Genomic DNA, 24,255 nt, shown 5'->3' on the forward strand with positions numbered 1-24,255 from the left:
AGGGCGAGCATGTTTAATGACTTGAGTCGTCTCGGTAAATACCTTGGTCAGGCTGCGCGCTTGATGGTCGGGATGCCGGACTACGACACCTACGTCGAGCATATGCAAACCAAACACCCGGACAAGCCGGTGATGAGCTATGAGGTGTTCTTTCGGGAACGTCAGGAAGCGCGATACGGCGGTGGCAATGGACAGACTCGCTGTTGTTGAGTGAATGGGGAAGCCATTGCTGAAGTTGCTCTGATACTGCGTCTGAGTGCACGGAAAAGCCGGATGATTTGGCTGATGATGTTTACTTAAGATGGTTTTGGGGGGTGGGATTGGGGGCATATCCGTTGCTGCGGTTACGGCGGCTTAGGGTTCCGCCCTGACGGCGGGTCACTTTGGAAAAGCCCCAAAGTAACCAAAGGGCTCTTGCCCCTGACGTTCGGTGCCTCGCTAAGGCTCGGCATGCCCTCGCTCCGGTCCTGCTCCGTGGGCCCGCCGCCATCGGCCATCCATGGCCGGGGGCGGCTACCGCGGCATCCTTGCCGCGGTGCCCACTGCGCAGAACCTGCGCTCGGCCTCTCGAGGGGGCGTACACCGCCAAAGCAAAGCGAGGCGGCCTACCGGCCGGCCTGTTTGCTCAACGCTTGCGCGTAGTGATCGTTCTCCAGAGTACTGATCGTTCCCACGCTCTGCGTGGGAATGCATCCCGTGACGCTCCGCGTCACCCTTGCGCAAGACTCAAGCCTGTGTCGACAGCGGAACGCAGAGCGTCCCCGGCGGCATTCCCACGCGGAGCGTGGGAACGATCAACAGCCAAGATCAACAGCATCGCGAGCAGGCTCACTCCCACCTAAAGCAGAGCAGACCAGCGCACAGCTTTTGCTCCTCACCACTCATCAGGTCGAGCGTTAGCTCGCCTTCAGCTTTTGATTTTGATTTTGATCTGCCCCGTCGGAAGGCCGAACGCAGGTTCTGCGTAGTGGGCAACCCGGCATGGATGCCGGGTTAGCCGCCCCCGGCCATGGATGGCCGATGGCGGCGGGCCCACGGAGCAGGACCGGAGTGAGGGAATGCCGAGCCTAGGCGAGGCACCGGACGTCAGGGGCGCAAGCGCTTGGTTACTTGGCGCTCTTCCAAGTGACCCGCCGTAAAGGCGGAACCAATAGCCGCCGTGACCGCAGAAACGGATATGTACCCAACCCCAACCCCCAAACTTTCTCAAGCACACAACACTCTGAAAAAGCCGGGTTAAAACTTCTATCACACCGAACAATTAAGTGTCTTTAAATGGACAATGCCCAATCCTCAGCAATACTTCATTTCGCCATAAGTAAGCGGTTGCGCTGTTATCCGTTCAATAGTGATAAACATTATTTGAGAGGGACATCATGCAGTCGAATAAAAATGCATTGTGTATTTCCGTTCTTGGAGCGCTCTCTCTATTAGCCAGCGAGCGCAGCACAGCCGGTGGACTGATGTTGTATGAAATCGGCACGGACAACATCGGTCTGGCCAATGCCGGGGCCGCCGCCAGGGCACAAGGCCCTTCGACCATCGCCAGTAACCCCGCTGGCTTGAGCTATTTGAGCGGCACGCAAATCACTGCGGGTGCGCAGATCCTCTTTGGTCATTTGTCGTTCGATCGGGATGATCAGACCAATACCCCGGGCAATGGCAGCGGCAATATTCTCGACCCCATACCGGGAGGCAGTTTTTTTATCAGCCATCAACTGGATGACCATTGGTCCGTCGGCTTCGGCTCCTATGGCGATTTTGGCCTGGCGGAAAACTACGACAACGACTGGTCCGGGCGTTATTTCGTGCAGAACGCCAGCATCGCCGGATTGTCACTGGTGCCTAGCGTGGCGTATCGCTTCAACGATCAATGGTCCGTGGGGCTTGGCGTTAAAGCCATGTACGGCATGCTCAAATCCGAGGCCGCCATCGATCAGTCGCCCCTTGGCCTGACGAACCGCGCGGACGGGCAGTACAAATACAGGGACACCGATTGGGGCTATGGCGCCAATGTCGGCGTGATCTATGCCCCGCAAGCAGGCACGCGTATCGGCTTGGCCTACACCAGCCAGGTGGACCTGAATTTCGAGGATGGCCTGGATATCAAAAACAGCGGCCCGCTCGTGAGTCGGCTGGATGGCACCAAGCTCAAACTCGATCTGAAAGTCCCACAAACCGCCACCCTCAGTTTGTATCAGCAACTGGACTCGCAATGGGCGTTTCTGGCCTCGGTCAATTGGCAGGACTGGTCCGAGTTCGGCGACATCGGCATTGACGTCGACACCAATGCTGGCGGGTCGCGGGCCACCACCATCAATGCGCATTACAAAGACACCTACCAATTGGCCCTGGGCGCGCAGTATCAGATGAACCCAGATTTGCTCTGGGACTTCGGTATCGCCTACGACACCTCGGCGGTTTCCGACAGCAATCGCACGCTCACCGTGCCCATGGGCGCCGCCTGGCGGTTCGCCGCCGGCCTCACGTATTCGCTGAACAAGGAGACCGACCTGAACTTCAGCTGGGTTACGGTCTGGATGGGTGACATGCCCGTCGACCAGACCAAATCCCTGTCGGGCAATCGTGTGTCCGGCGAGTTCGACAATGCCTGGCTTCAAGCCCTGTCGGCCAATATGACCTGGCGTTACTGACGGGGGCGTTCACCCTGATCACTGCAATGGAGGGCGCTCGGTATGAACAGATGCATCAAACTGCCTGTGCTCTCCGTGATGACGCTTGCAGTGCCCGTCTGCAGTTTTGCGGACAGTCAGGCCGAGCTGGCCAAGCAGTCATTGAACCCGGTCGCTGCGCTCTACAGCTTGCCCATCCAGTACAACTGGAACCAGAAAATGGGGCCCTCCGGTGACGGCATCCAGAGCGTGACCAACGTCCAGCCGGTTTTACCGTTCAGTCTGAATGAAGACTGGAACCTGATCTCACGCACGATCCTGCCGATCATCGATCAGCATGGTCTGACACCGAATGGTGTGGCCGACAAAAGCGGGGTAGGCGACACGACTCAGAGCTTTTTCTTCTCTCCGAAAAAACCCACCGAGAGTGGCTGGATCTGGGGGGTAGGGCCGGCATTGCTGTTGCCGACCGGCAGCAACACCTTGCTCAGCAGCGAACAGTGGGGGTTGGGGCCGACGGCCGTGGCGCTAAAGCAGGAACACGGCTGGACCATCGGCATTCTCGCCAATCACATCTGGTCGCTGGAAAACAGCCCTGCCGACGACAAAGAGAAAGTCAATCAAACCTTTCTGCAACCCTTTCTGGTGTACACCACGGCGACTTACACCAGTTTCGGCATCAACACCGAATCCACTTACGACTGGGAGACCAAGGAGTGGAACGTGCCGATCAATCTGTTCGTGACGCAACTGTTCAAGGTCGGCAAGCAGCCCATGAGCCTGCAGGTCGGGCCACGCTACTGGGCCGACAGTCCGAAAGACGGCGCCCAAGGGTGGGGCTTTCGCGTGGCCTACACGCTGCTCTTTCCTAAATGAAAGGCGCCCGCTACTTCACATCTTCCACCTCATAATTCACATAGCCGAACTCATTGCTGCGAGCCGCCACGTATTTGCCGTTTTGCTCAAACACCGTGGCCTCGAAGGGCGAACCGCCAAGGGTGGTCACCAGTTGCCCATCCTTGATTTCATATTTGGCCGGCACGCCGAATTGCCCACCGTGCAACATGTTCAGGTACTCGCCTTGCGCAGCCGGTTTGCCGTCGACGCTGGTAACCGAGCGCTGGCCATCGGTGCCGTAGACAATTTCAAAGGTCTGGCCGGTGACCGTGTTGCGCACCTTGACAGTTTTGCCCACCACCAGGGTTTGCAGCTGCTCGTTGGTCAACGCCTTGGCGCCTTCGGATTTAAGCTGGTCAACGGTTTTGCCCCGCACCATCAACTGGCTGTCTTCGGCGTTCGGCGAGTACCAGATCGGTGAGGTCCAGGCGCGTTCCTGGACGACGGCCGAGACGTTGGCCGGTGGCGGTACCTGCAGCTTGGCGGCGTCGTAGGTACTCCAGCGTGGTGTCGGGATCTGCAACACGCGGGCATAGTAGAACGCATGCTGGGCTGGGTCGAAGTCCGGGTCGACCCAGACTTTCTTCAGCTCGGTGGCGCCAATGGTGTTGGTGTAAGTGGCCTTGGAAATATCGACCGTGGAACCCACCGGTGGGATTTTGCCAGTGGCGGGGTCTGGCGTGCGATCACCGGACCAGGCGACGTCGTAGATCTTCTCGAAGGTCTGACCGTTTTTGGTCCAGCCCTTGATGATCTGGATTCGGTCGAGGTTGCCATCATCGGCATCCTTGACCGCCCACACCACGAAGGTCGGCGCCTCTTTGCCCGGTTTTGCCGGCAGGTCGCCGCCCATGGGCACGCCCTTGGCGTAGGCGGCATGCACCCAGTCTTTTTCGTTCCACAGGTTGCTGTCGAAACCCCAGCCACCAAACAAACGCACGGGAATCCGCACGCCGCTGGTGCCATAGACCTCTTTGCGCTTCATCGCATCGAAGATGGATTCACGGGTGTTTTCTTCCGCCCAGACACCGGCCAGGCCGGAGGTGCTGGTTTGCAGGGCTATCATGCCCGAGTTCTGTTTGCCGGAAAGACGCGCCTGAGGTGTGCTGTCGGTAAAGCCGTGGGAGCCGAAGTTGTCGCTCTGCGTGTAGGGAATTACCCCGTTGTGCGAGTCGCTGGCACCGACCACGCCCATTTTATAAGGGTTAAAGCCACGAGCCTCCTGCAAGGCCATGCCGTTTTGCCAGGCTTGGCGGACGTAGCTGCCGTTAGGTTTGGAGGTGCTGTTGTCCATGCCAAGCAGGAAACTCATGATTTCGTAGTTGGCGAATTCATCGGTTGGCGACAACTCGGGATGGGTTTCCGAGGTGCCCTTGACCTGGTGGATTTCCGTGAGGGACTCGTTACGCATCCGCGTCTCGGCCCACGCCGCATCGATAGGGCGCCCCCGGTCATCGACGTCGACCGGAAACATCATGCCGTTACTGAGGTTGGCGTTGTGTGAGATCGCCAGTACGTCATTGCCCTTTTTGCGCTGATCGTCCATCCAGGCCCATAAATCCTCGGGTTTGCCGGAGTCGAGAGCGGTAAAGGGCAGTTCGGGGGCCTTTTTCGAATCGCGGAAGAACACATTGCGGTGCATGTTCTGATTGTTGGGCGCCGAGGTCCATTCATACGCCACGAACGTGGTGAACGTGCCGGGCTTGTAATACTTGTCAGCGATGGCGATGTTTTGCTGCCAGATGTTGCCGGCAACCTTCGGATCAATCAGTTCCTTGATCGGGTGGTTCATGCTGCCCGCGATCCATTTGAAGACCCGATTGAAGTCCTCCGGGGTTTTGACGATCAGCTTTTGCGCGATGGGCGTTTTGCTGAAGTCCGATTTCGGATCGTTGGCCAGCGCGATAACGCCCACGTATTCCGAGTGATCGGTGACGCCGTGAAAATCCAGCGGACGGCCCTTGAGCTGTACTTCAAAGCCCATCGGGTGCATGACCGGCATGCCCAGCGAGAATTTGTAAGCTTGCTCCGGATCGACTGCGTGATTACCCACCAGGTAGGCATCGATCGACCACGAGGTGTGCGAGTGCGTCTGGCCAAAGTAGACCTCGCGGTCCGGATTGCCATCTGCCATGACCTGCGTGCTGATAGCCAGGGTCAAGGCGGCGTAGCTGAACAAGAACGATGTGCTGAGGCGGGTGTTGGTTTTCATTTTCCACGTCTCCGGAACACAGCAGTGACAGGACGGTGCAGTTCACGACCAAAAACTTGAAATTCGTTCGAAAAACCAGAAGGCGGCCAGCGTCCCCAGCCCATAGGACGCCATCGGACGGGCATACAAGTGCGCCGGCTGTGGAAGTCGACAACGCAGCAGCAGTGCCCGCAGGCTCAGCACCACGGCGACGAACACTAACTGGCCGATCTCGACGCCAACATTGAAGGTAAACAGCGCCAGGGGCAGGTCCCGTTGTGGCAGGCCGATCTCTGCCAGCGCGCCGGCAAAACCGAAGCCGTGCAACAAGCCAAAACAGAAGGCCACGACCCACGGCCATTGGGCGGTAAAGCTTGCCTGGCCGCGATTCTTTCGGGCGATTTCCGCTGCCAGCAACAGAATGCTCAGTGCAATCGTCGCCTCCACCGGAGGGCCGGGCAGGTGCACGGCGCCCAGCGTGGCGAGCGCCAGGGTGATGGAGTGGGCGAGGGTGAACGCGGTGATGGTCTTCACCAGCATCCAGCCGTTACCCACCAACAGCAGAAGACCGAAGACAAACATCAGGTGATCGAAGCCACCCACTATGTGCTCGATGCCATGAACCAGAAAGGCACCGGCCACCGAGAACGCTCCCGGTGTGGCGGCAATTTCAATCCACGGTTGAGCAGGTTGCACGAGGGTGGTCGAGAACGTGCCGTCCAGGCGCGAGACGCGGACCAACACATCGGTGATGCTCGCTTGCAGGCCGACAAATTCAATGCGCTTGCCCACCAGTCCCGCGGGGCCGGCATCGATCACCCGGCGCTCGAGCAGCGAGTCGTTGAGCTGGCTTTCCACCGGTTCAACGACCGTTTGCACGCCTTCGGCGAATTTCAGCGCGATAGGCAATCGCATCCCTGAAAGCACTGGCGTGCGCCACAGTACGTCGTACCGCCCGGTGGCGATTTCGTTGATTTCCATGTAGGCCGGGCGGGATTCATGAGCCAGGGCCGCTTGCCCCATGAGTAAAACGCACAACACAAGCCAGATCGTACGGCGCATCAAGGCTGCTCCGTTTCAGTGGCCGCGATACCACGAGCGGACGCTGGCATCATCACCATCACTTCATAACGGGCCTTCAACGCTGCGAAATTTGCACGTTTGGACTCAGTACGCTGTTCGGAAAGCCAGTCGGACTTGACTCGCTGGGCGACGCTTTCAAAGGGTGGAGCCGTTGGTTTGGCCAGCGCATCAATCCACACAAGGTGCCAGCCAAACCCTGACTCAATAGGGCCGACCCACCGTCCCAGGCTTTGTTGAAACACTGTAATGGCGAACTTTGAACCGAAGTCCTTCGCCACTTGATCCTGGGATTGCTCGGCATAAGCGTTTTTAAACACGAAGGTATCGCCTTCGGCGCTGTTTTTGTCGGTCAGGGTGGCCAGCACGGCTTGAGCTTGTGCCTGGGCATTCGTACCGCGTTTGTCCGACGCGAAGAACAGGTGATGAAAAGTTACCAGTGGCGGCGGGGCATAGTATTGCTGATGGGCGCTGTACCAGGCTTGCAGTACACCAGGGGCTGGGTCGCGAAGTGCGGCGACATCCTCTGCCAGAAAGTCCATTTTTTGCGCCAGTCGGCGGCGAATAATCGTGTCGTCTTTATCCAGGCCAAGTTTCAGTGCTTCGCGATAGAGAATTTCCTCTTTCACATATTCATCAAGCAGCCCTTGAAGTTGCTGGTCGGAGGGCGGTCGCTGCCATCGCGCGAGCCAGGAAATTTTGATGCGCTGAATAGCGTCCGGGGTGATTTCTATTCGCTGCGGGTCTTGATTGACGGTAGAACGGTGCAAACCACCGTACAACACAAAGAGTGCAAAACCGGCGATCAGAAAGTGCAGTAAAGGCTCACGAAGGCAGCGCGCGATCAACGAGAACCGCGCCGGTTTTACTTCGCAGACTTTTAAGTTCATGACTTATTGCCCCACGCTTCAATCGAATAATCTGCGGTGCGAATTGGAGTATTGCCTTTGCCTCAAAACTTTCCAGCGAAGCTAATCACGATAGGCACTAAGCTCTATTCGCAATCGGCTTAAATACGCAGCGCTTTGAGTCGGGCGACGTGGATGCCAGGGGCGATGTACATTGACGAGGATCCAGCGACAACCATGGCGGCGACTGAACACCTCACGGGACTAAAGCGGCTGAATGGCGGGTTGTCCGTGCGGTGGTTGGCATTAAACCGAATAAAGCTATTGATAAAAACTTCCATAAGCTTTAAACGGGAAGCACACGGGCACATTGCTAGTAATCAGCAGGTGAATTTCGCCAGTTTTTGGCTCAGGGAGTGCTGATGAGTGTTCGTTCATTGACCGACTCCCCACGGCAATCAAACGACTGCGACGTTGTCGCACCTCAACTGACAGGGAAATCGGATACGGTCGGCATGGCTTACGCGGGTATCGAGGACACCATCGAACAATTGCTCGACTCGGCGCGCCACTGGGCCCACACCACTGCGTGGGTGGTTTACCGTGCCGGCGAACAATTGCATTTGATCGGGCAGGGCGACCCTGCGTTGCCGTGGCCGTCAAGCGTCGCCAATGAAGACTTCGAAGCATTTTGCCTGACCCGGCGCTTGCATCGCTGGCCAACGGGTCGAGGTGAAAGTGTGCTGGGCTGGCTGCTCGCGCCCGTCACCGAGGCCGGCGAACCGGCATTCGCCGAGTTTGCCCGGCGCCTGGGCATTGAGGTCCAGACCAATACCCTTGCCCGAGCACAGATTACTCAGCGGGTGCTGTATGAAATTACCTACCTGGCCAGCTCAACCCGTGACCGTTCAGTGTTTCTGGTGGGAGTTCATCGGCTGCTGGCCAGCCTGATCGACGCCGAGAACTTCTATCTCGCGCTGTACAATCCGCACACCGGCAAAATTGACTACCCCTATTACGTCGACATCATCGACGTTGATGCCCTGGAGTCCGAGCAATACGAATACCTTGACGCTTCGCACTTGTCGTTGACCGGCCAAGTGCTGACGTCTGGCCAGCCGTTGTTGATCGACGCCGCCGGCATTCGCGCGGCTGAGGCCGAGCGCCGATTCTACTGTGTGGGAGATCGTCCGGAATTCTGGATGGGCGCCCCGTTGAAAAATGCCTCGGATGATGTATTCGGCATGCTGGCGATGCAGGTCTACGACGTTTCCCGTACTTACAGCGCCGAAGACCGAGCGCTGTTTCTGGTGGTGGCTCGCCACGTGGCCATGGCGCTGGACCGGATTCTGCACCGCGAGGACCTGGAAGAGACGGTGCTGCGACGCACCCTGGAGCTTTCGGCGCTCAACGATGCATTGAGGCAGGAAGTGGCAGAACGCGAGCGCGCCGAGCATCTGCAGAGTGCGCTGTTCCAGATTGCCGAACTGTCGAGCCAGCCGGGCGACATGGCCGAGCTGTTTCAAACCTTGCATGGCATCGTCGGTGATCTGCTATTCGCACAAAACTTCTACATTGCGCTGTTCGACGACGCGACCACCGAAGTGACCTTTCCCTATTATGTCGATGAGCGGCAAACGACCTGCCCGCTGGCTCGGCGTGGTCGCCGGGGCTTGACCGAGTACGTTATCCGCCAGCGTCGACCGTGCCTGATTGACGTCGATGAAGCTGAACGCTTGTCGGCGAATGACGAAATCGAACTGGCCGATGAATATGTCCGATCCTATTCCTGGCTGGGCATTCCCTTGTTCGATGGCGATGTGGTACGCGGCGTACTGGCGGTGCAAAGCTATACCTCAAAAGTGCGCTATACCCTGCGCGACCAGGAATTGCTGACGTTCGTGTCGCGGCACATCGACACCGCGTTGTCGCGCCGCACGGCCGCCGAAGCCATCCATGCCGCCAACCTCAAGCTCGAAGCCCGGGTGCAGAACCGCACCCGCGAACTCGATCACGCCAATGCCAAGTTGCAACATGAAAACTCCCACGATGCACTGACCGGGCTGCCGAATCGAACCTACCTGCAGCAGCGCCTCAATCTCGCCTGGACGCAGTTCGGCAACGAAGGCGGGCACTTGGCGGTGATGTTCATCGACCTGGACCGATTCAAGCTGGTCAACGACAGTCTTGGCCACCATTTTGGCGATCTGCTGTTGATGCAGGCCGCCCACCGATTGCGCGGTTGCCTGCGCGACACCGACATGCTGGCGCGCCTGGGCGGCGATGAGTTTTCGGTGCTCGCACCCGAGGCGCCGCTGGATGTCTTGATCGAGATCGCTGAACGGATTCTGCTAGCGTTCGACCTGCCGTTTTTCATCAATGGCCATGAAGTGTTTTCATCCTGCAGTATCGGCATTGTCAGCGCCGACCATCAGTTCCATCAGGAGCCAGCGGACTTGCTGCGCGATGCCGATGCGGCGATGTATCGGGTCAAGAGTGCCGGTCGCGACAGTTACGCGGTGTTCAACCAGGAAGTGCGCCGCGAAGTCTCGGATCAGGTCGAGCGCGAAGGGGCCTTGCGCAATGCGCTCAAACGCACCGACGAACTGTTGCCGTATTTCCAGCCGATTGTCAGCGTCGAAACCGGTGAGTTGCTGGCCCTCGAAGCGCTGATCCGCTGGCATCAGCCGGGCGGACGGGTGATGGGGCCGGGCGAGTTTTTGCCGGATGTCGAGGGGTTGCGCCTGATCGGTCGGCTGGACTTGTACATGCTCACCAGCATCGCGGTGATCCTCGCCCAGCCCGAGCACGCCAATTGGCCCGCGGTGCACGTCAATTGCTCCAGCTACAGCATGACGCGCCCGGATTTCGCCAGCGATGTGCTTGCGCTGTTGGCCCGGTACGGGGTCGCGCCGTCGCGCATCTGCCTGGAGCTGACCGAAGGCGCGCTGGTGGCCGAGCCGGCGATTGCCCGACTGACCATGCAGCAATTGGCCGACAACGGCATGTCCGTGGTGCTCGATGACTTCGGCGCAGGATTTTCCTCCCTGAGCTATGTGCATCAATACCGTTTCAGCGGCTTGAAGATCGACAAGTCGTTCATTCTCGAACTGACCACCAGCCCCCGCAGCCGCGCGATCGTACGGGCGATTGTGCGGATGGCCGAATCGCTGGACCTGAGCGTGGTCGCCGAAGGCGTCGAGGACGCCGAGACGCTGGCGTTGCTGCGCGAAATGGGCGCCGGGCAGGCCCAGGGTTATTATTTCGCCAAGCCGATGTGTCTGCAGGCGTTACGGGCCTGGGGGCTTGCTTCAGGCAATGCAGTTGAGGCCGCCATAGCCGGCGATCAAGCCTGAATTAATCCCTTATTTAGCGATTAAGCCGTACCAGGCGGCTATCGCAATGAGCGCGAGAAAACACACCAGCTGCACACAAAAGAAAGAAAACCGAACCGCCACGAACGCATCCGTTTGCACATGGGACACATGAACCAGAGACTGGCACACGCGAGCGGTCAGGACGAGGATGGACAAGGCGTTCACCACAGGGGCGTCGATCCCAAGGGCTGAAATCATCCACACAATGGCGCCAAAGACCGGCAGGTTTTCCACGCAGTTCGCGTGGGCTCTTGTGCCACGCCGATACCAGTCCTCGCCTTCGAGCTGATCGCTTCGGAAAGAGGCAATCGGAACGTTTGAGAAAAGGATCCTGACCCAGCGATACACCCCGACGGTTGCCATCAACAGCAGCAAATTCCAGGTCGCGAATCCAAGCAGCATCCACATCGGCGTCGTCATGGCCGCCATCCTCAATCAATCATTTTCAGCGCATCGTTCAACAACCGCGCAACCGACGTGTGGTCGGTCGCGCGTTTTCGATCAATCGCCCATGATGGGGGCCAGTGCCGCCTGAATCCTGGACATCTGGGCCGGTGTTGTCATGCTCGTCAGCAGCCGGCCAAAGTGTGGATGCCGGACCCCCGAGACAATGTATTGCCAGCGGTAGGCGCCCAGGACGCAGGCCTTGATTTGCGTTGTCTGCGCGACACTGAACGAGGGTGAAACATTGCGCACGAAGTAGTCGGCATCGGCCGCCGCTTGCGCCTGCAGGATGGCGTCGACGGCGGCCACCAGCGCAATAAGATCGTCCACTGCCTGGTCACGCTCGACGGGCGAGAGTTTCGCGTGTTCGGCCTTCCACTCCAGCTCATCGAGCACGACGTGGCGACTTTCATCCTTCCAGTGAAATTTGAAGACGTCCTTGAACAGTGGGCATAGCTCCTCGCGCGGAGCGATGCTGTGCGCGTAATGCGCCTGAACAAACAGCTCGATATGACAGGTCAGCGCCAGCACTGACCAGGTGCTGGCCGCAAGGACCGAGCGCGCCACCTCGTTTGGATCGGCTACTTGGTGGTATCCGGTGGGTAACTGCGAACCCAACAGGGTCTCCATGCGCCGGAACAACTCCTGGTGCTTGATCTCGTCGTTGGAAAAACGCACCAGCGCTTCGAGGGCGAGTTGATCGTCAAACACATGGGCCCGGCCTTGATCGAGCATTTTGGCACTGATAAAACGCTCCACCAGGCCAAAAAGATACGCATAGGTCCGGCCCTGAATCTGACTGAGCAGGCGGGCCTCGTCGGCGGCGAGAAAGGTCAGGCGGTCGACTCGCGAAAGCCCGTCGGGCAAGAATTTGCGCGAGAAGTCGAAACGACGGTCTTGCAGCAAATCGCGATCGATCTGCCATTCCGCCTTCTTCGATGATCTGACGAGTTGAGCATAACGGGCGGCGTTGCCCGAATCTGAGCGGGGTACGGTTGCGACGCTGTTCATATCGATCTCCTGCTTCCTGGATCAAGTAGCAAAGGGCCGTTTCAGCCAACATCGGAGCCCATGACCGTTGGTGAAGCCTCTGAGGGCTGGCCTGATCACCGGGTCCGCGTTGGTGCTAATCTAGGCCTCGCCGTTCTGGCGAAGAATGCCCGGGGCGCCTGATTGCATGCTCCAGGCTCCGGAAGAGAGGGCCGGCAAGTGTTGGATGCGCTTTCTGATGTCTTGCGTGTGATCCGACTGTCTGGAGGGGTTTTTCTCGAGGCGGAGTTCACTGCACCCTGGTGCCTCAACGGAAGAATCTCTGCCGACGACTGCAAGCCGTTCGTGGCGGCACCCAGGCACATCATTGCGTCGCATTTTGTCGCCTCGGGGCACATGCAATTACGCATCGAAGGGGAAGCGCCCATCGATGTGCGGGCGGGCGAACTCATTCTGCTGCCTCGCAATGACATTCATTGCTTTGGCAGTGACCTGAGCATTGCGCCCCTGTCGGCGAGCGACGTTATTCAACCGCCTGAAGTGGGCGGCATTTCACGAATCAAGTGCGGCGGGGGCGGTGAGCCAACGCATTTGTTGTGCGGATTCCTCGGTTCTGAAACCCCCTTCAGCCCGTTGCTTTCGTCGTTGCCATCGTTATTGAAACTGGATGTTCGCTCCACGGCATTGGGCGCCTGGATCGAAAGCTCATTCCGTTTTGCTGTCAGTGAGATCGCGGCGGGGCGGGTCGGCTCGACAACGGTCATCACCAAGCTCTCCGAATTGCTCTTCGTCGAAGCCGTCAGTCAGTACGTCGCCAGCCTCCCGGCTGAGCGACGCGGTTGGCTGGCAGGATTGCGAGATCCGCTTATCGGGCGTGCACTGGCGCTGCTGCATGCGCGTCCCACCGAGGGCTGGACGGCAGAAGCCCTGGCGCAGGAAGTGGGCATGTCGCGCTCGGTGTTCGCAGAGCGATTCACCGCATTGGTCGGCCAGCCACCGATGCAATACCTGACGCTGTGGCGAATGCATGTGGCGGCTCAACAGTTGCGCGAAGGCCGAGGTAACGTGGCGCAGATCGGCTTTTCAGTGGGCTACGAATCCGAAGCCGCGTTCAGTCGCGCATTCAAGCGCCAGTTCGGCACATCCCCTGGCACTTGGCGCAAACAACCGGTCTGAGAGGGCGCGGGCGCTTTACCCTTGCGCCCGCACCAAGCATCATGGCCGCCCGCACTTCATGCCAATGGCGGCGGACATTCGTGGTGGAAAGGAACAGCAGTTGAACGAACACACATTATCCATGCGCCTGGAGCGGGTGGCGGCGCATGTGCCCGTCGGCGCGCGCCTGGCCGATATCGGCTCGGATCACGCCTATTTGCCGGTCGCGTTGATGCGCCGTGGGGCCATTGCGGGGGCGGTGGCCGGCGAGGTGGCATTGACGCCGTTCCTTTCGGCCGAACGTACCGTGAGCGAGAGCGGTCAGGACCTGGGGATTACCGTGCGCCTGGCCGATGGCCTCGCGGCGATCAAGGCAGAAGATGCAATCACTGCGATCAGCCTCTGTGGCATGGGGGGCGAGACGATCCGCGACATTCTCGAGCGCGGCAAGGCGCACCTGAGTGGCCACGAACGCCTGATCCTGCAGCCCAACGGTGGCGAGCAACCCCTGCGCCAATGGCTGATGGACAATGCCTACCGCATCGTCTGCGAGGAAGTGCTGCGGGAGAACCGCTTCGACTACGAAATCATCGTCGCCGAGCGCGACGAGCCGGTGGCGTACACCGAACAGGAGCTGTACTTCGGCCCATTGCAGATGCAGGCCCGCAGCCCGGCGTTCCTGGTCAAGTGGCAGCGCCGGCTGCATCAGAAGCAAAAGACCCTGAGCGAGTTCGCCCGTGCGGGGCAGGCCGTGCCCGAAGAGAAGGTGCAGGACGTCGCGCGGCAGGCCCGCTGGATCACCGAACTGCTGGCTTGAATCCGGGGCCCGCCCAGAACGTCATGAAGCGCATTGACCGTGGACGGCATTCATTCGATATCAACGATTACTTTGCCCGCCGCCTTGCCTGCAGCAACCAGTGCATGAGCCTCATTGGCGGTGCCGAGGGTAAAGCGTCGTTCGTCCAGCAGCACCCGCAGTTGTCCTGCTTCTGCCATCGCGGTGGCTTGAGCGAGGATTTCGCCGTGGTGCTTGCGACCTTTGCCGGTAATCAACGGCAGCAGGGTGAACACCCCGGAGTAGGTGGCACCGCGAAACGATAAAGGCGCAAGTGAGTGTTCACCCCAGCCGAGGCAACTGACGACGTGGCCCGTGTACACTTTTGCTACGGCGAATGAGGCATCCAGTGTCGCGCCGCCGACGGTGTCATACACGATGTCAAAACCTTCGCCGTCGGTGTATTGCTCAAGATAGTCCGCAGGGCTCTGGGCACGATAATCAATGGCGGTGGCCCCCAGGTTTTTGATGGCTTCAAGGCTGGCGGCACTTCCGGTGGCGAAGACGTGTGCCCCGTGCGCCTTGGCGATCTGCACCGACATTTGCCCGACACCACCGGCACCGCCGTGCACCAGAACGCGCTGCCCGGCCCGGACATTGGCCCGGTCGACCAATCCCTCCCACGCCGTGATGAAGATCAGCGGCAGCGCGGCGGCTTCGCGCATGCTCAGGTTTTTCGGCTTGCGTGCCAGCAGGTCGGCATCGACAGCGATGTACTGCGCCAGCGAACCTTGGTGACCGCCAATCCCCCCGGCCATGCCGAAGACTTCGTCACCGACGGTGAACTGAGTGACGCCGGTCCCTACCGCTTCGACAACACCCGCCAGGTCCATCCCCAAAACAGCCGGCAACGGTTGGCGGGCATGCGATCCCTGACCCTTGCTGATCTTGGTATCCAACGGGTTCACGCCACTGGCGATGACCTTGACCAGCACTTGTCCGGCGGCAATCTCAGGCACGGGCAGCTGCTGAATCTCTAAAGCGGCTCCAGCCCGCAAAGCGACGGCGGCGTTCATAGTGTTCTGGCTCATGGGTAATTCCTCTTGAGTGAATTCGGTTCGCGCTGGGCGATGGCAACAGTTTCCTGCAGTCGATGAATTCCGATAAGAGGGCAAATGCCTATAGTATTCATGCCAATTGATCGCTAAGTGAGGTCGCTATGGACACGTTGGAAGCGATGGCCATTTTTATGCGGGTAGTGGAGCGAGGCAGCTTTTCAGCGGTGGCCCGTGAAACCGGCCTCAGTCAGCCAACCATCAGCAAACAGATCGGCGCCTTGGAGCAAAGGCTGGGCGGCCGCCTGTTCGCCCGCAGTACGCGCAAGTTGAGCCTGACGGATGAGGGGCAGCGCTACTACGAACATTGTCGGCAGATTCTGGCGGCGGTGGACAACGCCGAGCACAGTTTTCAGACCGGCAAAGAGCGCGTGGCGGGCCCGCTGCGCATTGCCTCTTCAGGCAGTTTCGGACGCCTACAGATTGCGCCTCGGTTGCACGGCTTTCTTCAGCAACACCCCGAGGTGTCTATCGACTTGCAACTGAGTGACGAGAACGTAGACCTGGTCAGCGAGGGGATCGATGTTGCGGTGCGCATTGGCGAGTTGAAAGACAGTGGCCTGATCGCCAGACAGATAGGCCTGACACGACGTCGAGTCTTTGCAGCCCCCGGTTATCTCAAGCAATTCGGCATGCCCGCGACTCCGGATGAACTGGGCAACCACAATTGCCTTGTGTTCAATCAGCTCAAGCATTCCGACACCTGGCGTTTCGAGCACAACGGCCAATGGAGCGGGGTGCAAGTCAAGGGCAATGTGCGCAGCAACAACAGTGAGTCGATCCGGCAAATGGTCCTGAGTGGACTAGGCCTATCGCTGTCGCCCTCGTGGCTGTTTCGTGAGGATTTACAGGCAGGGCGAGTGGTGGCGTTGCTTGAGGGTTACACACCGTCGTCGATGCCTATTCACGCGGTGTCTCCAGCGGACCGCAGGCAGTCAGCGCGGGTAAGGGCGTTCACTGATTATTTGAGAGACGCTTTTGCAATCGATATCGACGTCTGTATCGATTGAATGACCTCATCGGTTGCGCGCCAGTGCGACAGCAGGCTGGATGAAACAGGCGCGCGTTGACCCCACGCGATACGGATGACCGCGCGGGGCTTTCAATCACTGCATTACGTAACGCCCGGGGGCCGACTCCAGCGCCGGGTATTTCGCATTGCCGGTGTGCAGAGCGGAAGGCTGGCGCTCCCCGGCCTGTTCAGCCAGCCAGGCGAACCAGTCATTCCACCAACTGCCAGGGTGTTGCTGGGCATTCATGAACCAGGTTTCAGGGTTTTTGGTGACCCGCTTGTTGGTCCAGTAATGACGTTTTTCCCTGGCCGGCGGGTTGATGACCCCGGCGATATGCCCCGACGCGCCGAGCACGAAACGCGTGGGCCCGCTCAGCAATCGGGTACTGGCGTAAGCGCTGCGCCACGGCACGATGTGATCGTCATGGGTGGCGAGGATGTAGGCCGGCGCGTCGATGGCGCGCAGGTCCAGCTTGACCCCGCAGCAGTCCAGGTCGCCGGATTTCAGGTCGTTCTGCAAATAGGTATGGCGCAGATACCAGCAATACATCGGGCCGGGCAGGTTGGTGCTGTCGTTGTTCCAGAACAGCAGGTCGAGGGCGTTGGGTTTTTGGCCCTTGAGGTATTTGTCGACGTTGTAGTTCCACCACAAGTCGTTAGGGCGCAGCAGCGAGAAAGTGTTGCCCATGTCCTCGCCCTTGAACAGGCCAACGGGGCCATCCTGGCCGCCGATGGTGCGCTCGCGGTAGGCGACCAATTGCTCGTCGACAAAGATGTCGATGGGGCCGGTGTCCAGGTAATCGAGGAAAGTGGTGAGCAGGCTCACACTGGCGATGTCTTTGTCGCCGCGCGCCGCCAATACCGCCAGCGCCGTGCTCAGCAACGTGCCGCCGATACAGAATCCCACGCAATTGGGGCGTTGTTCACCACTGATTTCGCGGGTGACTTGCAGGCCTTTGATGATGCCGGTTTCGATCAAGTCATCCCAGGTGGTGCCGGCGTGCGCTGCATCAAAGTTGCGCCACGACATCAGGAACACCGGGTGCCCTTGCTGCAACAGGTGGCGAACCATCGAGTTGTCCGGGCGCAGGTCGAGGATGTAGAACTTGTTGATCGACGGCGGGACGATGAACACCGGACGCCGGTACTGGGTTTCACTCTGCGGGTAGTACTGGATCAACTGGAACAGCTCGTTCTCGAACACCACTTCGCCGGGCGTGTTGGCCAGATCGACGCCGACCTTGAAGGCACCGCTGTCGCACTGGCGCATTTTGCCTTCTTGCAGGTCGCTGGCCAGGTGCAGCAGGCCGGTGAGCAGGCTGGCACCCTGAGTATCGACGACACGTTGCAAGGCGTCCGGGTTACTGGCAAGGAAGTTACTGGGCGCACCGGCGGCAATGGCTTGTTCCACCAGATAGAGCAGGCGTTGGCGCGGTTTCTTGTCCTTGATGGGCAGCTTGTCGAGCAGCTTGAGCAGGAAACCGGCGTTGAGCAGGTAGAACGCGGCCAGGGAGCCGAACAGCGGAGTGTTCCAGTTGCCGCTGGCGAAACGTCGATCTTCGAAGCTGAACGGCTGGCCGGTCAACAGGCGCTGGCCCAGATCGCCCCACTGCATTTGATAATCGGCTTGAAGGTTGTCCAGGGTTGCACGGGGCAACTCGAACCACTCGTTATAGTCCTGGCCGGTAAACCACGGATTGGTGCTGACCCATAGACGTAATTGTTGCACTGCAAAGGAGGCAATGAACGGGACCTGGCCTGACCAGAAGGTGTTGAAGGTGTGCGCGTTATTGTCCATGGAACTCCTTGCCGACATCGCAAATCCGGGCAGAAAAAAACCGCGGTGCCGCCATTCGGCACCGCGTCAGTAGTCAGCCAAGCCTTTTTTATTTTTATCGTTCGATGAGCAGGCTGACGCCTTGGCCGCCGCCGATGCACAACGTGGCCAGGCCTTTTTTGCCGTCACGACGAATCAGCTCGTGCACCAGCGACACCAGAATCCGCGCGCCCGATGCGCCGATCGGATGCCCCAGTGCAATCGCGCCACCGTTGACGTTGACCTTTTGGGTGTCCCAGCCCAGTTCCTTGCCGACCGCCAGTGACTGCGCGGCGAATGCTTCGTTGGCTTCGATCAGGTCAAGGTCGTCCAGGCTCCAGCCGGCTTTGGTCAATGCCAAACGGGTGGCCGGCACCGGGCCGATGCCCATGATCGATGGGTCCACGCCCGCACCGGCGTAAGCCTTGATGCGCGCCAACACCGGTAAACCCAGCACCAGCGCCTTGGCGGCGCTGGCCAACAGCAACACGGCGGCGCCGTCGTTGAGGGTCGATGAATTGCCGGCGGTGACGCTGCCGTCTTTCTGGAATGCGGGTTTGAGATTGCTCAACGCTTGCAGCGTGCTACCCGGGCGCGGTTGTTCATCGGTGTCGAACGCCAGCGGATCGCCCTTGCGCTGGGGAATCAGGATCGGGGTGATTTCCCGCTTGAAATAACCCGCTTCGATGGCCGCTGCGGCTTTCTGTTGCGAGGCGGCGGCGAAGGCGTCCTGGTCTTCGCGGCTGAGGCTGTACTGCGTGGCGAGGTTCTCTGCGGTAATGCCCATGTGATAGTCGTTGAAGGCATCCCACAAACCGTCCTGGATCACGCTGTCTTGCAGTTGCGCATGACCCAGGCGCAAGCCGGTGCGTGCCTTGGGCAGCACATACGGCGCCAGGCTCATGTTTTCCTGACCGCCGGCAATCACCAGTTCGGCGTCGCCGCAACGAATCGCCTGGACGGCCAGTTGCACCGCCTTGAGGCCCGAGCCGCACACCTTGTTCAGGGTCAGGGCAGGGGTGGTAAAGGGCAGGCCGGCCTTGATTGCGCTCTGGCGTGCCGGATTTTGGCCCGAGCCTGCGGTGAGGACCTGGCCGAGGATCACTTCATCGATCTGGGCGGCGTCGACCCCGGCCTGTTCGAGCAGGCTGCGAATCACCGCAGCGCCCAGTTCGGTGGCGGGAATCGCCGACAGGGCACCTTGGAAACTGCCGATGGCGGTACGTGTTGCGGCAACGATTACGACTTCGTTCATGCGAGACCTCATTAGGATGTTGTCGAGCGGGAGCAGGGCGTCCATGCCCTGACAGGCCTACTGCATGTTCATGCCGCCGTTGACCGAGAAGTCGGCACCGGTGCTGTAGCCCGACTCATCGGAGGCCAGCCAGGCCACGATCGAGGCGATTTCTTCGGGTTGGCCCAGACGCCCGACCGGAGTGGCGGCGATCATCGTATCGAGGATGTCCTGGCGGATAGCCGCAGTCATACTGGTCTGGATGTAGCCGGGAGAAACCGTATTGACGGTCACGCCCTTGCCCGAAACTTCCCGTGCCAGGGCCATGGTGAAGCCGTGAATGCCGGCCTTGGCCGCGCTGTAGTTGGTTTGCCCGAACTGGCCGCGCTGACCGTTGATCGAAGAGATATTGATCACCCGTCCCCAACCCTTGGCCAACATGCCTTCGATCACCTGTTTGGTGGTGTTGAACAGGCCTGTCAGATTGGTGCCGATGACGGCATTCCAGTCTTCGGGCTTGAGCTTGCGAAACGAGGCATCACGGGTGATGCCGGCGTTGTTGACCAGCACATCGACCGGGCCGAACTGCTCCCGCGCCATTTCGAACGCCTTGCGCGTTGACTCCCAATCGGTGATGTCGCCGTAAATGCATTCAAATTGATAACCCGCCGCCAGCTGGCCGGCAATCCACTCGTTCTTGCGGGCCGAATCCGAGCTGCAACCGACGATGACCTTGAATCCTTCCTTGTAAAGGCGCTGGCTTATCGCCGTGCCAATCCCACCCATACCGCCAGTGACCAACGCAATACGACCAAGCGACTTCATAGACTTCTTCCCTTTTTTTTATTGCGCTGCAAGATGGGAGGAGTGTTCGTTATTGGCGGGGGATGCGGAAGTGTTGGGAGGTGACGCTCTGGTGTCCAACGGTGCCAAGCGCAAGTTGCCTGTATCAGGGTGACGAATGGTGGCTAAAAGTGAGGAGCACCTATACTCGGATCAACATTGGCAACTGAACAATCCGTCAGTATTCGATTCATTGCAGATCAGTCATGGCTCCGGACAGGATGTTCGGTTCCACAGGTCATTGAGGACGCCATGTATAGAATGAGTTCAGGCTATGCCAGCGTGCTGGTAAATACGCTCTCGGCTCAAGGACTGGAAGTCGCCAGTCTGTGTCAGGAGGCTGGACTGGATATCGAGTTGGCGAACAAACCCGGAGCGTTTTGCGAGCGAAGGGCTATCTATCGATTATGGGATCTGGCTGCACAGGCCTCTGGCGATCCAGACCTCGGCCTGAAGGCTTATGGCAGTTTCCATCCCGGCAGCTTTCAGATCGTCGGCTACACCATGATGTCCAGCCTGAACCTGAAAAAAGCCCTCGAACGGCTGGTCCGTTTCAGTCCGTTGATTGGCACTGGATTCAGCCTTTTCTTTACATCGGAACAGCAAAATTACCGACTGTCCGGTCTCGATCATGAACAACTTGGCTCGGTCAAACCCCGTCAGTACACCGATGCCGGGCTGGCGTCATTGCTGGGTTTTTGCCGCAAGCTGGCGGGCGGCACCTTACCGCACCCCTTGAGCGTCGAATTCACTTATCCGGAGCCCGCAGACACCCGCGAACATCGGCGGTTGTTTGGCGACGATCTGCATTTTGGCGCGGCTTATGACAGCATTTTGTTTGACGGGCAGGAGCTGATGCGGCCGTTGAGCATGGCCAACGAAACACTGGCGGTGTTGCATGACAGTTTTGCCGAGGCGCAACTGGACCTGCTGTTCGGGTTTTGCATTGTCGGCAGGATTCGTGCGCTGCTCACCGAACGCTTGAGCCAGGGCCACGGGCAGTGCGACATGGAGTCGATTGCAGCGGCATTGAACATCAGCAAGCGCACGCTGCAACGCGCGCTGGAAAAGGAAGGAACCCAGTTCAAGGACGTGCAAAATGCCGTGCGCCGGCAACTGGCCGATTTCTACCTGCGCCATTCTCATTTCAACATGAAGCATGTGGCGTATCTCCTTGGTTTTCATGACCACAGCAGTTTCAACAAGGCCTGTAGCCGCTGGTTCGGCATGACGCCTGGCCAGTATCGCGCCGATGAATCGTTTGAACTGGAGGAGACCGCGCCAGTGTGACGCGGTGCCCGTCAGTCGTTCAGCGTTACTTCGCCGGCGGTTTGTTCGCGCCTTTTTTACCCTTGGCAGGGTTGCGAACGGGTCCCGTATTTCTGACGATTGGGGCGGAGGGCACCACAGCGACTTTGTGTTTGACGGGCTTGGGCGCCACCGGCTCAGGCGTGACGACCGGCGCTGTTTGCTTGATGGGTTCGGGTGCCACGACCGGCACTTGCTCCTTGATGTCGGCAGCGCCGGGAGGTTGGGTCAGGTTGAAACCGGGCATCGATACGTCGAGCAGCGAGTGCAGCTCGCACCACACGGGATGGCTTGCGCCGCGGGTCAGCAGGTGAGGCAGCAAATTGGCGACGGCTGCCAGCACTTGCTGGCGCTCTTCGACCTCGGTCAGCAACAAGGGCACGCTGAGCAGGCTGGCTTGCGGGTGGGTGGCAACCAGCAGTTTTTGCAGGTTCAGGGTGTCGCGCAGGTCCAGCGGCTTGGCGCTATGGTCCTGGAGCAGCACCTGCAATTGCTGGATCAACTTGTCGACGCCTTGCTTGCCGGGCTCGTCGCTGTCACGTTCCAGCAGAAACAGAATACGGATCAAGGCCTCCATCAAACCACCCAGGGGCAGGGCGTCCTGCAGGCGTTCGATCAGGGCTTTGTCGTGCTGCTCGGCATGCGCCTGGAGATTGCGCCCGGGCGCAGTGCCGGCGAGGCTGTCGAGTACGCCATAAACGCCGTAAAAACACATTTCCTGAGCGGCATCCCGCAGATCCCGGTAGCCATTCAAGGCGTCCTGAACCTGGTTGGAAAACAATGCCTGCCAAGCCAGTAACGGATTATCCGGGCTCGAGGGGTGGCGATCCTTGCGCACTTGCGCAGCGCTGCCTGCCAGCCACCACAGTGCCGGGTTCAAACTGTTCCACATGACTTGCTGCTGATGGAACGGATGGGTCTTGCGCATCAGTTCGGCAGCCGGTTCGTTGATCAACTGACGCAGCCACGGCCGTATAAAACCATCGTAAAGGCTGTTGTTGATGACCGATGCGCGCTCGACCAGGGCAAATTCGCGATCATCATCACGGGGTGTCGGGACCTCACCGTGGATGTCGGCGATACGCCGAGGCTCGAAACGTACCGCGTAGGCCGTGTCTGAGTTCTCAGGCAGGTCATCGATGAGCATTTCATACAGCCCGCCCGGCAGTTGGTTGATCGCATCGACCGCACCCAGCAATTCACGGTGCTCACGCCGAGCGACATCGCCGGACACAAAGATGCCCAAGTGACCGATGCTCGCGTGCCGCAGGTAAACGATGGTGCGACCGGCCTCTTGCAGGGCGAGATCGCTGGGATAAATGTCAGCGATCCAGTCCAGTGCCTGTTGCGGGGAGGTGATGTTGTCGCCATAGGAACAGAACACCACCACCGGCACTTCGATGCGTTTGAGATCAAGCCCACTGCTCTTGCGCCCCAGGCCCCCGGACAGCTGATTGCCGATGAACAGGTCGTCGACAATCATTTCGATCTCTTCACCGTTGAGCAAGGTCGGGCTGCCCCACCAGCGCTCGAAATCCAGAAACCGCGCCGCCTCGCTGTCGACTTCACTGAACAGGTGATAGTACTTGCCCCAGTAAGTATTGGCCGGGTCGAGGCTTTCGAAATTACTGACCAACCAGGTGCCGTCGAAACGGTCATTGCCCAGGTCGCTGCCCAGGCGCGCCATCCAGCCGCCCCCCAGCAAACCGCCGGTGTAGCGCATCGGATTGCGACCGTTGACGCCGGCCCAATACGACAGTGGCGCGCCATTGACGATGATCAGCCCTGGCAGTTCCGGCCGTGTAGCCGCCAGCCCCATCAATGCCCAACCGGCCTGGCAATTACCGATCACCACGGGTTTGGCACTGCCGTGATGTCGAGCGCTGACTACTTCGATAAATCGCGCCTGGGCTTCAACGATGTCGTCGAGGGTTTGGCCCGGGCACGGTGAATGGCTGAACGATATGAAATAGGTCGGGTGACCCGCCCTGAGGCTTTCGCCAATGACCGAGTCCTGCTTGAAACCGCCAATCCCTGAGCCGTGGCCACCGCGCGGGTCAATGATGATGACCGGCTGCTTTTTGCTGTCGAGTTGTTGCCCGGGGCCGGCAAGGATCTGCAGCAGCGAATAGTTGACCGGGCGCGGCAAGTCTTCACCGGCCACCAACATTTCATGATTGAACTTGAGCAGCAGCGGATACCCGGCACGCTCGTGCGCCAGGGTGTTGTCGCCGCGCTGGCGCAAGGTGTCCCAGAACAACACGCTGCGTTGGCCAAGGTCGGTGAGGTATTCCTGCCAGTCAGCGGGCGTCGGTTGGCGGAGTTGCCCGAGGTTTGAAGGGGCGTAGGTGTTTGCCTGGCGCGCTTGCATGGCGTCGAGAACGTTGCGGGTGTTGAGGCGCTGAAGATGGTTCAGGTGCTCAAACAAACCGGACGCAGGCGACAGCCCTTCATCTTGCAGCGCAATATTTTCTTCCTGACCCATCGTGAACTCCTGGCGCCCTGTGTGGGAATGTTGCCCTGACCAATAGAGGTCA

General features: G+C 59.4%; 18 protein-coding genes. 8 read left to right on the plus strand and 10 right to left on the minus strand.

Annotated features, from left to right (window positions below):
• Positions 1-9 precede the first annotated feature (9 nt).
• The 3 genes from ACM6I0_RS09925 (at position 10) to ACM6I0_RS09935 (ending at position 3,509) form a co-directional block, all read left to right on the plus strand.
• A complete protein-coding gene (locus tag ACM6I0_RS09925) occupies positions 10-210 on the plus strand; it encodes a YbdD/YjiX family protein (RefSeq protein WP_038983272.1) in 201 nt (66 codons plus the stop codon).
• Between the two features lie 1,166 nt (positions 211-1,376).
• Positions 1,377-2,654 (plus strand): OmpP1/FadL family transporter, encoded by a 1,278-nt coding sequence (locus ACM6I0_RS09930; protein ID WP_285436748.1) that lies wholly within the window; start codon positions 1,377-1,379, stop codon positions 2,652-2,654.
• A 78-nt stretch (positions 2,655-2,732) separates the two neighbouring features.
• Positions 2,733-3,509 (plus strand): transporter, encoded by a 777-nt coding sequence (locus ACM6I0_RS09935; protein ID WP_414922536.1) that lies wholly within the window; start codon positions 2,733-2,735, stop codon positions 3,507-3,509.
• Positions 3,510-3,519: 10 nt separating this feature from the next.
• Here ACM6I0_RS09935 and ACM6I0_RS09940 read toward each other — a convergent pair whose 3' ends face one another.
• Genes ACM6I0_RS09940 through ACM6I0_RS09950 form a run of 3 tightly spaced genes read right to left on the minus strand, consistent with a single transcriptional unit; the run spans position 3,520 to position 7,691 of the window.
• Positions 3,520-5,742 (minus strand): DUF3604 domain-containing protein, encoded by a 2,223-nt coding sequence (locus tag ACM6I0_RS09940; RefSeq protein WP_414922154.1) that lies wholly within the window; start codon positions 5,740-5,742, stop codon positions 3,520-3,522.
• A 42-nt stretch (positions 5,743-5,784) separates the two neighbouring features.
• Complete coding sequence (locus ACM6I0_RS09945) at positions 5,785-6,783, minus strand: HupE/UreJ family protein (RefSeq protein WP_414922155.1); 999 nt, start codon at positions 6,781-6,783, stop codon at positions 5,785-5,787.
• Positions 6,783-7,691: a peptidyl-prolyl cis-trans isomerase gene (locus ACM6I0_RS09950; protein ID WP_414922156.1), complete on the minus strand. Its 909-nt coding sequence runs from the start codon at positions 7,689-7,691 to the stop codon at positions 6,783-6,785. Before ACM6I0_RS09950 ends, ACM6I0_RS09945 begins: the two co-directional genes overlap by 1 nt.
• A 380-nt stretch (positions 7,692-8,071) precedes the next feature.
• Here ACM6I0_RS09950 and ACM6I0_RS09955 point away from each other — a divergent pair, with 380 nt between their 5' ends.
• Positions 8,072-11,005, plus strand: coding sequence for an EAL domain-containing protein (locus tag ACM6I0_RS09955; protein ID WP_414922157.1), 2,934 nt, complete (start codon positions 8,072-8,074; stop codon positions 11,003-11,005).
• A 9-nt stretch (positions 11,006-11,014) separates the two neighbouring features.
• Here the strand turns inward: ACM6I0_RS09955 and ACM6I0_RS09960 are convergent, their stop codons facing one another.
• Positions 11,015-11,446 carry an MAPEG family protein gene (locus ACM6I0_RS09960; RefSeq protein ID WP_414922158.1) on the minus strand — a complete coding sequence of 144 codons (432 nt, stop codon included), beginning with the start codon at positions 11,444-11,446 and terminating at the stop codon, positions 11,015-11,017.
• Positions 11,447-11,527: 81 nt separating this feature from the next.
• Positions 11,528-12,481, minus strand: coding sequence for a diiron oxygenase (locus ACM6I0_RS09965; RefSeq protein ID WP_414922159.1), 954 nt, complete (start codon positions 12,479-12,481; stop codon positions 11,528-11,530).
• Positions 12,482-12,679: 198 nt separating this feature from the next.
• Between ACM6I0_RS09965 and ACM6I0_RS09970 the strand changes: the two genes are divergently transcribed.
• Together ACM6I0_RS09970 and ACM6I0_RS09975 are read left to right on the plus strand one after the other, a co-directional pair.
• The gene (locus tag ACM6I0_RS09970; RefSeq protein WP_414922160.1) at positions 12,680-13,636 is read left to right on the plus strand and encodes an AraC family transcriptional regulator; all 957 of its coding nucleotides are present in this window, start codon (positions 12,680-12,682) and stop codon (positions 13,634-13,636) included.
• Positions 13,637-13,736: 100 nt separating this feature from the next.
• Positions 13,737-14,432, plus strand: coding sequence for a tRNA (adenine(22)-N(1))-methyltransferase (locus tag ACM6I0_RS09975; protein WP_414922161.1), 696 nt, complete (start codon positions 13,737-13,739; stop codon positions 14,430-14,432).
• Positions 14,433-14,482: 50 nt separating this feature from the next.
• On the opposite strand, the gene ACM6I0_RS09980 is transcribed toward ACM6I0_RS09975, so the two are convergent.
• Complete coding sequence (locus tag ACM6I0_RS09980; protein ID WP_414922162.1) at positions 14,483-15,481, minus strand: zinc-dependent alcohol dehydrogenase family protein; 999 nt, start codon at positions 15,479-15,481, stop codon at positions 14,483-14,485.
• Between the two features lie 128 nt (positions 15,482-15,609).
• On the opposite strand from ACM6I0_RS09980, the gene ACM6I0_RS09985 reads away from it, so the two are divergent.
• Positions 15,610-16,515, plus strand: coding sequence for a LysR substrate-binding domain-containing protein (locus ACM6I0_RS09985; RefSeq protein ID WP_414922163.1), 906 nt, complete (start codon positions 15,610-15,612; stop codon positions 16,513-16,515).
• Between the two features lie 96 nt (positions 16,516-16,611).
• On the opposite strand, the gene phaC is transcribed toward ACM6I0_RS09985, so the two are convergent.
• From phaC to phbB, 3 genes are all read right to left on the minus strand, one after another.
• Positions 16,612-18,315: a class I poly(R)-hydroxyalkanoic acid synthase gene (phaC, locus tag ACM6I0_RS09990; protein ID WP_414922164.1), complete on the minus strand. Its 1,704-nt coding sequence runs from the start codon at positions 18,313-18,315 to the stop codon at positions 16,612-16,614.
• A 94-nt stretch (positions 18,316-18,409) separates the two neighbouring features.
• Positions 18,410-19,588 carry an acetyl-CoA C-acetyltransferase gene (locus ACM6I0_RS09995; protein WP_414922165.1) on the minus strand — a complete coding sequence of 393 codons (1,179 nt, stop codon included), beginning with the start codon at positions 19,586-19,588 and terminating at the stop codon, positions 18,410-18,412.
• Positions 19,589-19,645: 57 nt separating this feature from the next.
• On the minus strand, positions 19,646-20,392 hold the full coding sequence (gene phbB / locus ACM6I0_RS10000; protein ID WP_285436734.1) for an acetoacetyl-CoA reductase: 747 nt from the start codon (positions 20,390-20,392) through the stop codon (positions 19,646-19,648).
• 270 nt (positions 20,393-20,662) lie between these two features.
• On the opposite strand from phbB, the gene ACM6I0_RS10005 reads away from it, so the two are divergent.
• Positions 20,663-21,700: an AraC family transcriptional regulator gene (locus tag ACM6I0_RS10005; RefSeq protein WP_350310402.1), complete on the plus strand. Its 1,038-nt coding sequence runs from the start codon at positions 20,663-20,665 to the stop codon at positions 21,698-21,700.
• 25 nt (positions 21,701-21,725) lie between these two features.
• Here ACM6I0_RS10005 and ACM6I0_RS10010 read toward each other — a convergent pair whose 3' ends face one another.
• On the minus strand, positions 21,726-24,203 hold the full coding sequence (locus tag ACM6I0_RS10010) for a DUF3141 domain-containing protein (protein WP_414922166.1): 2,478 nt from the start codon (positions 24,201-24,203) through the stop codon (positions 21,726-21,728).
• Between the last annotated feature and the right edge of the window lie 52 nt (positions 24,204-24,255).

Origin of the sequence: Pseudomonas sp. IT-P294 (assembly GCF_949767865.1) — a bacterium.
Taxonomy (GTDB): domain Bacteria; phylum Pseudomonadota; class Gammaproteobacteria; order Pseudomonadales; family Pseudomonadaceae; genus Aquipseudomonas.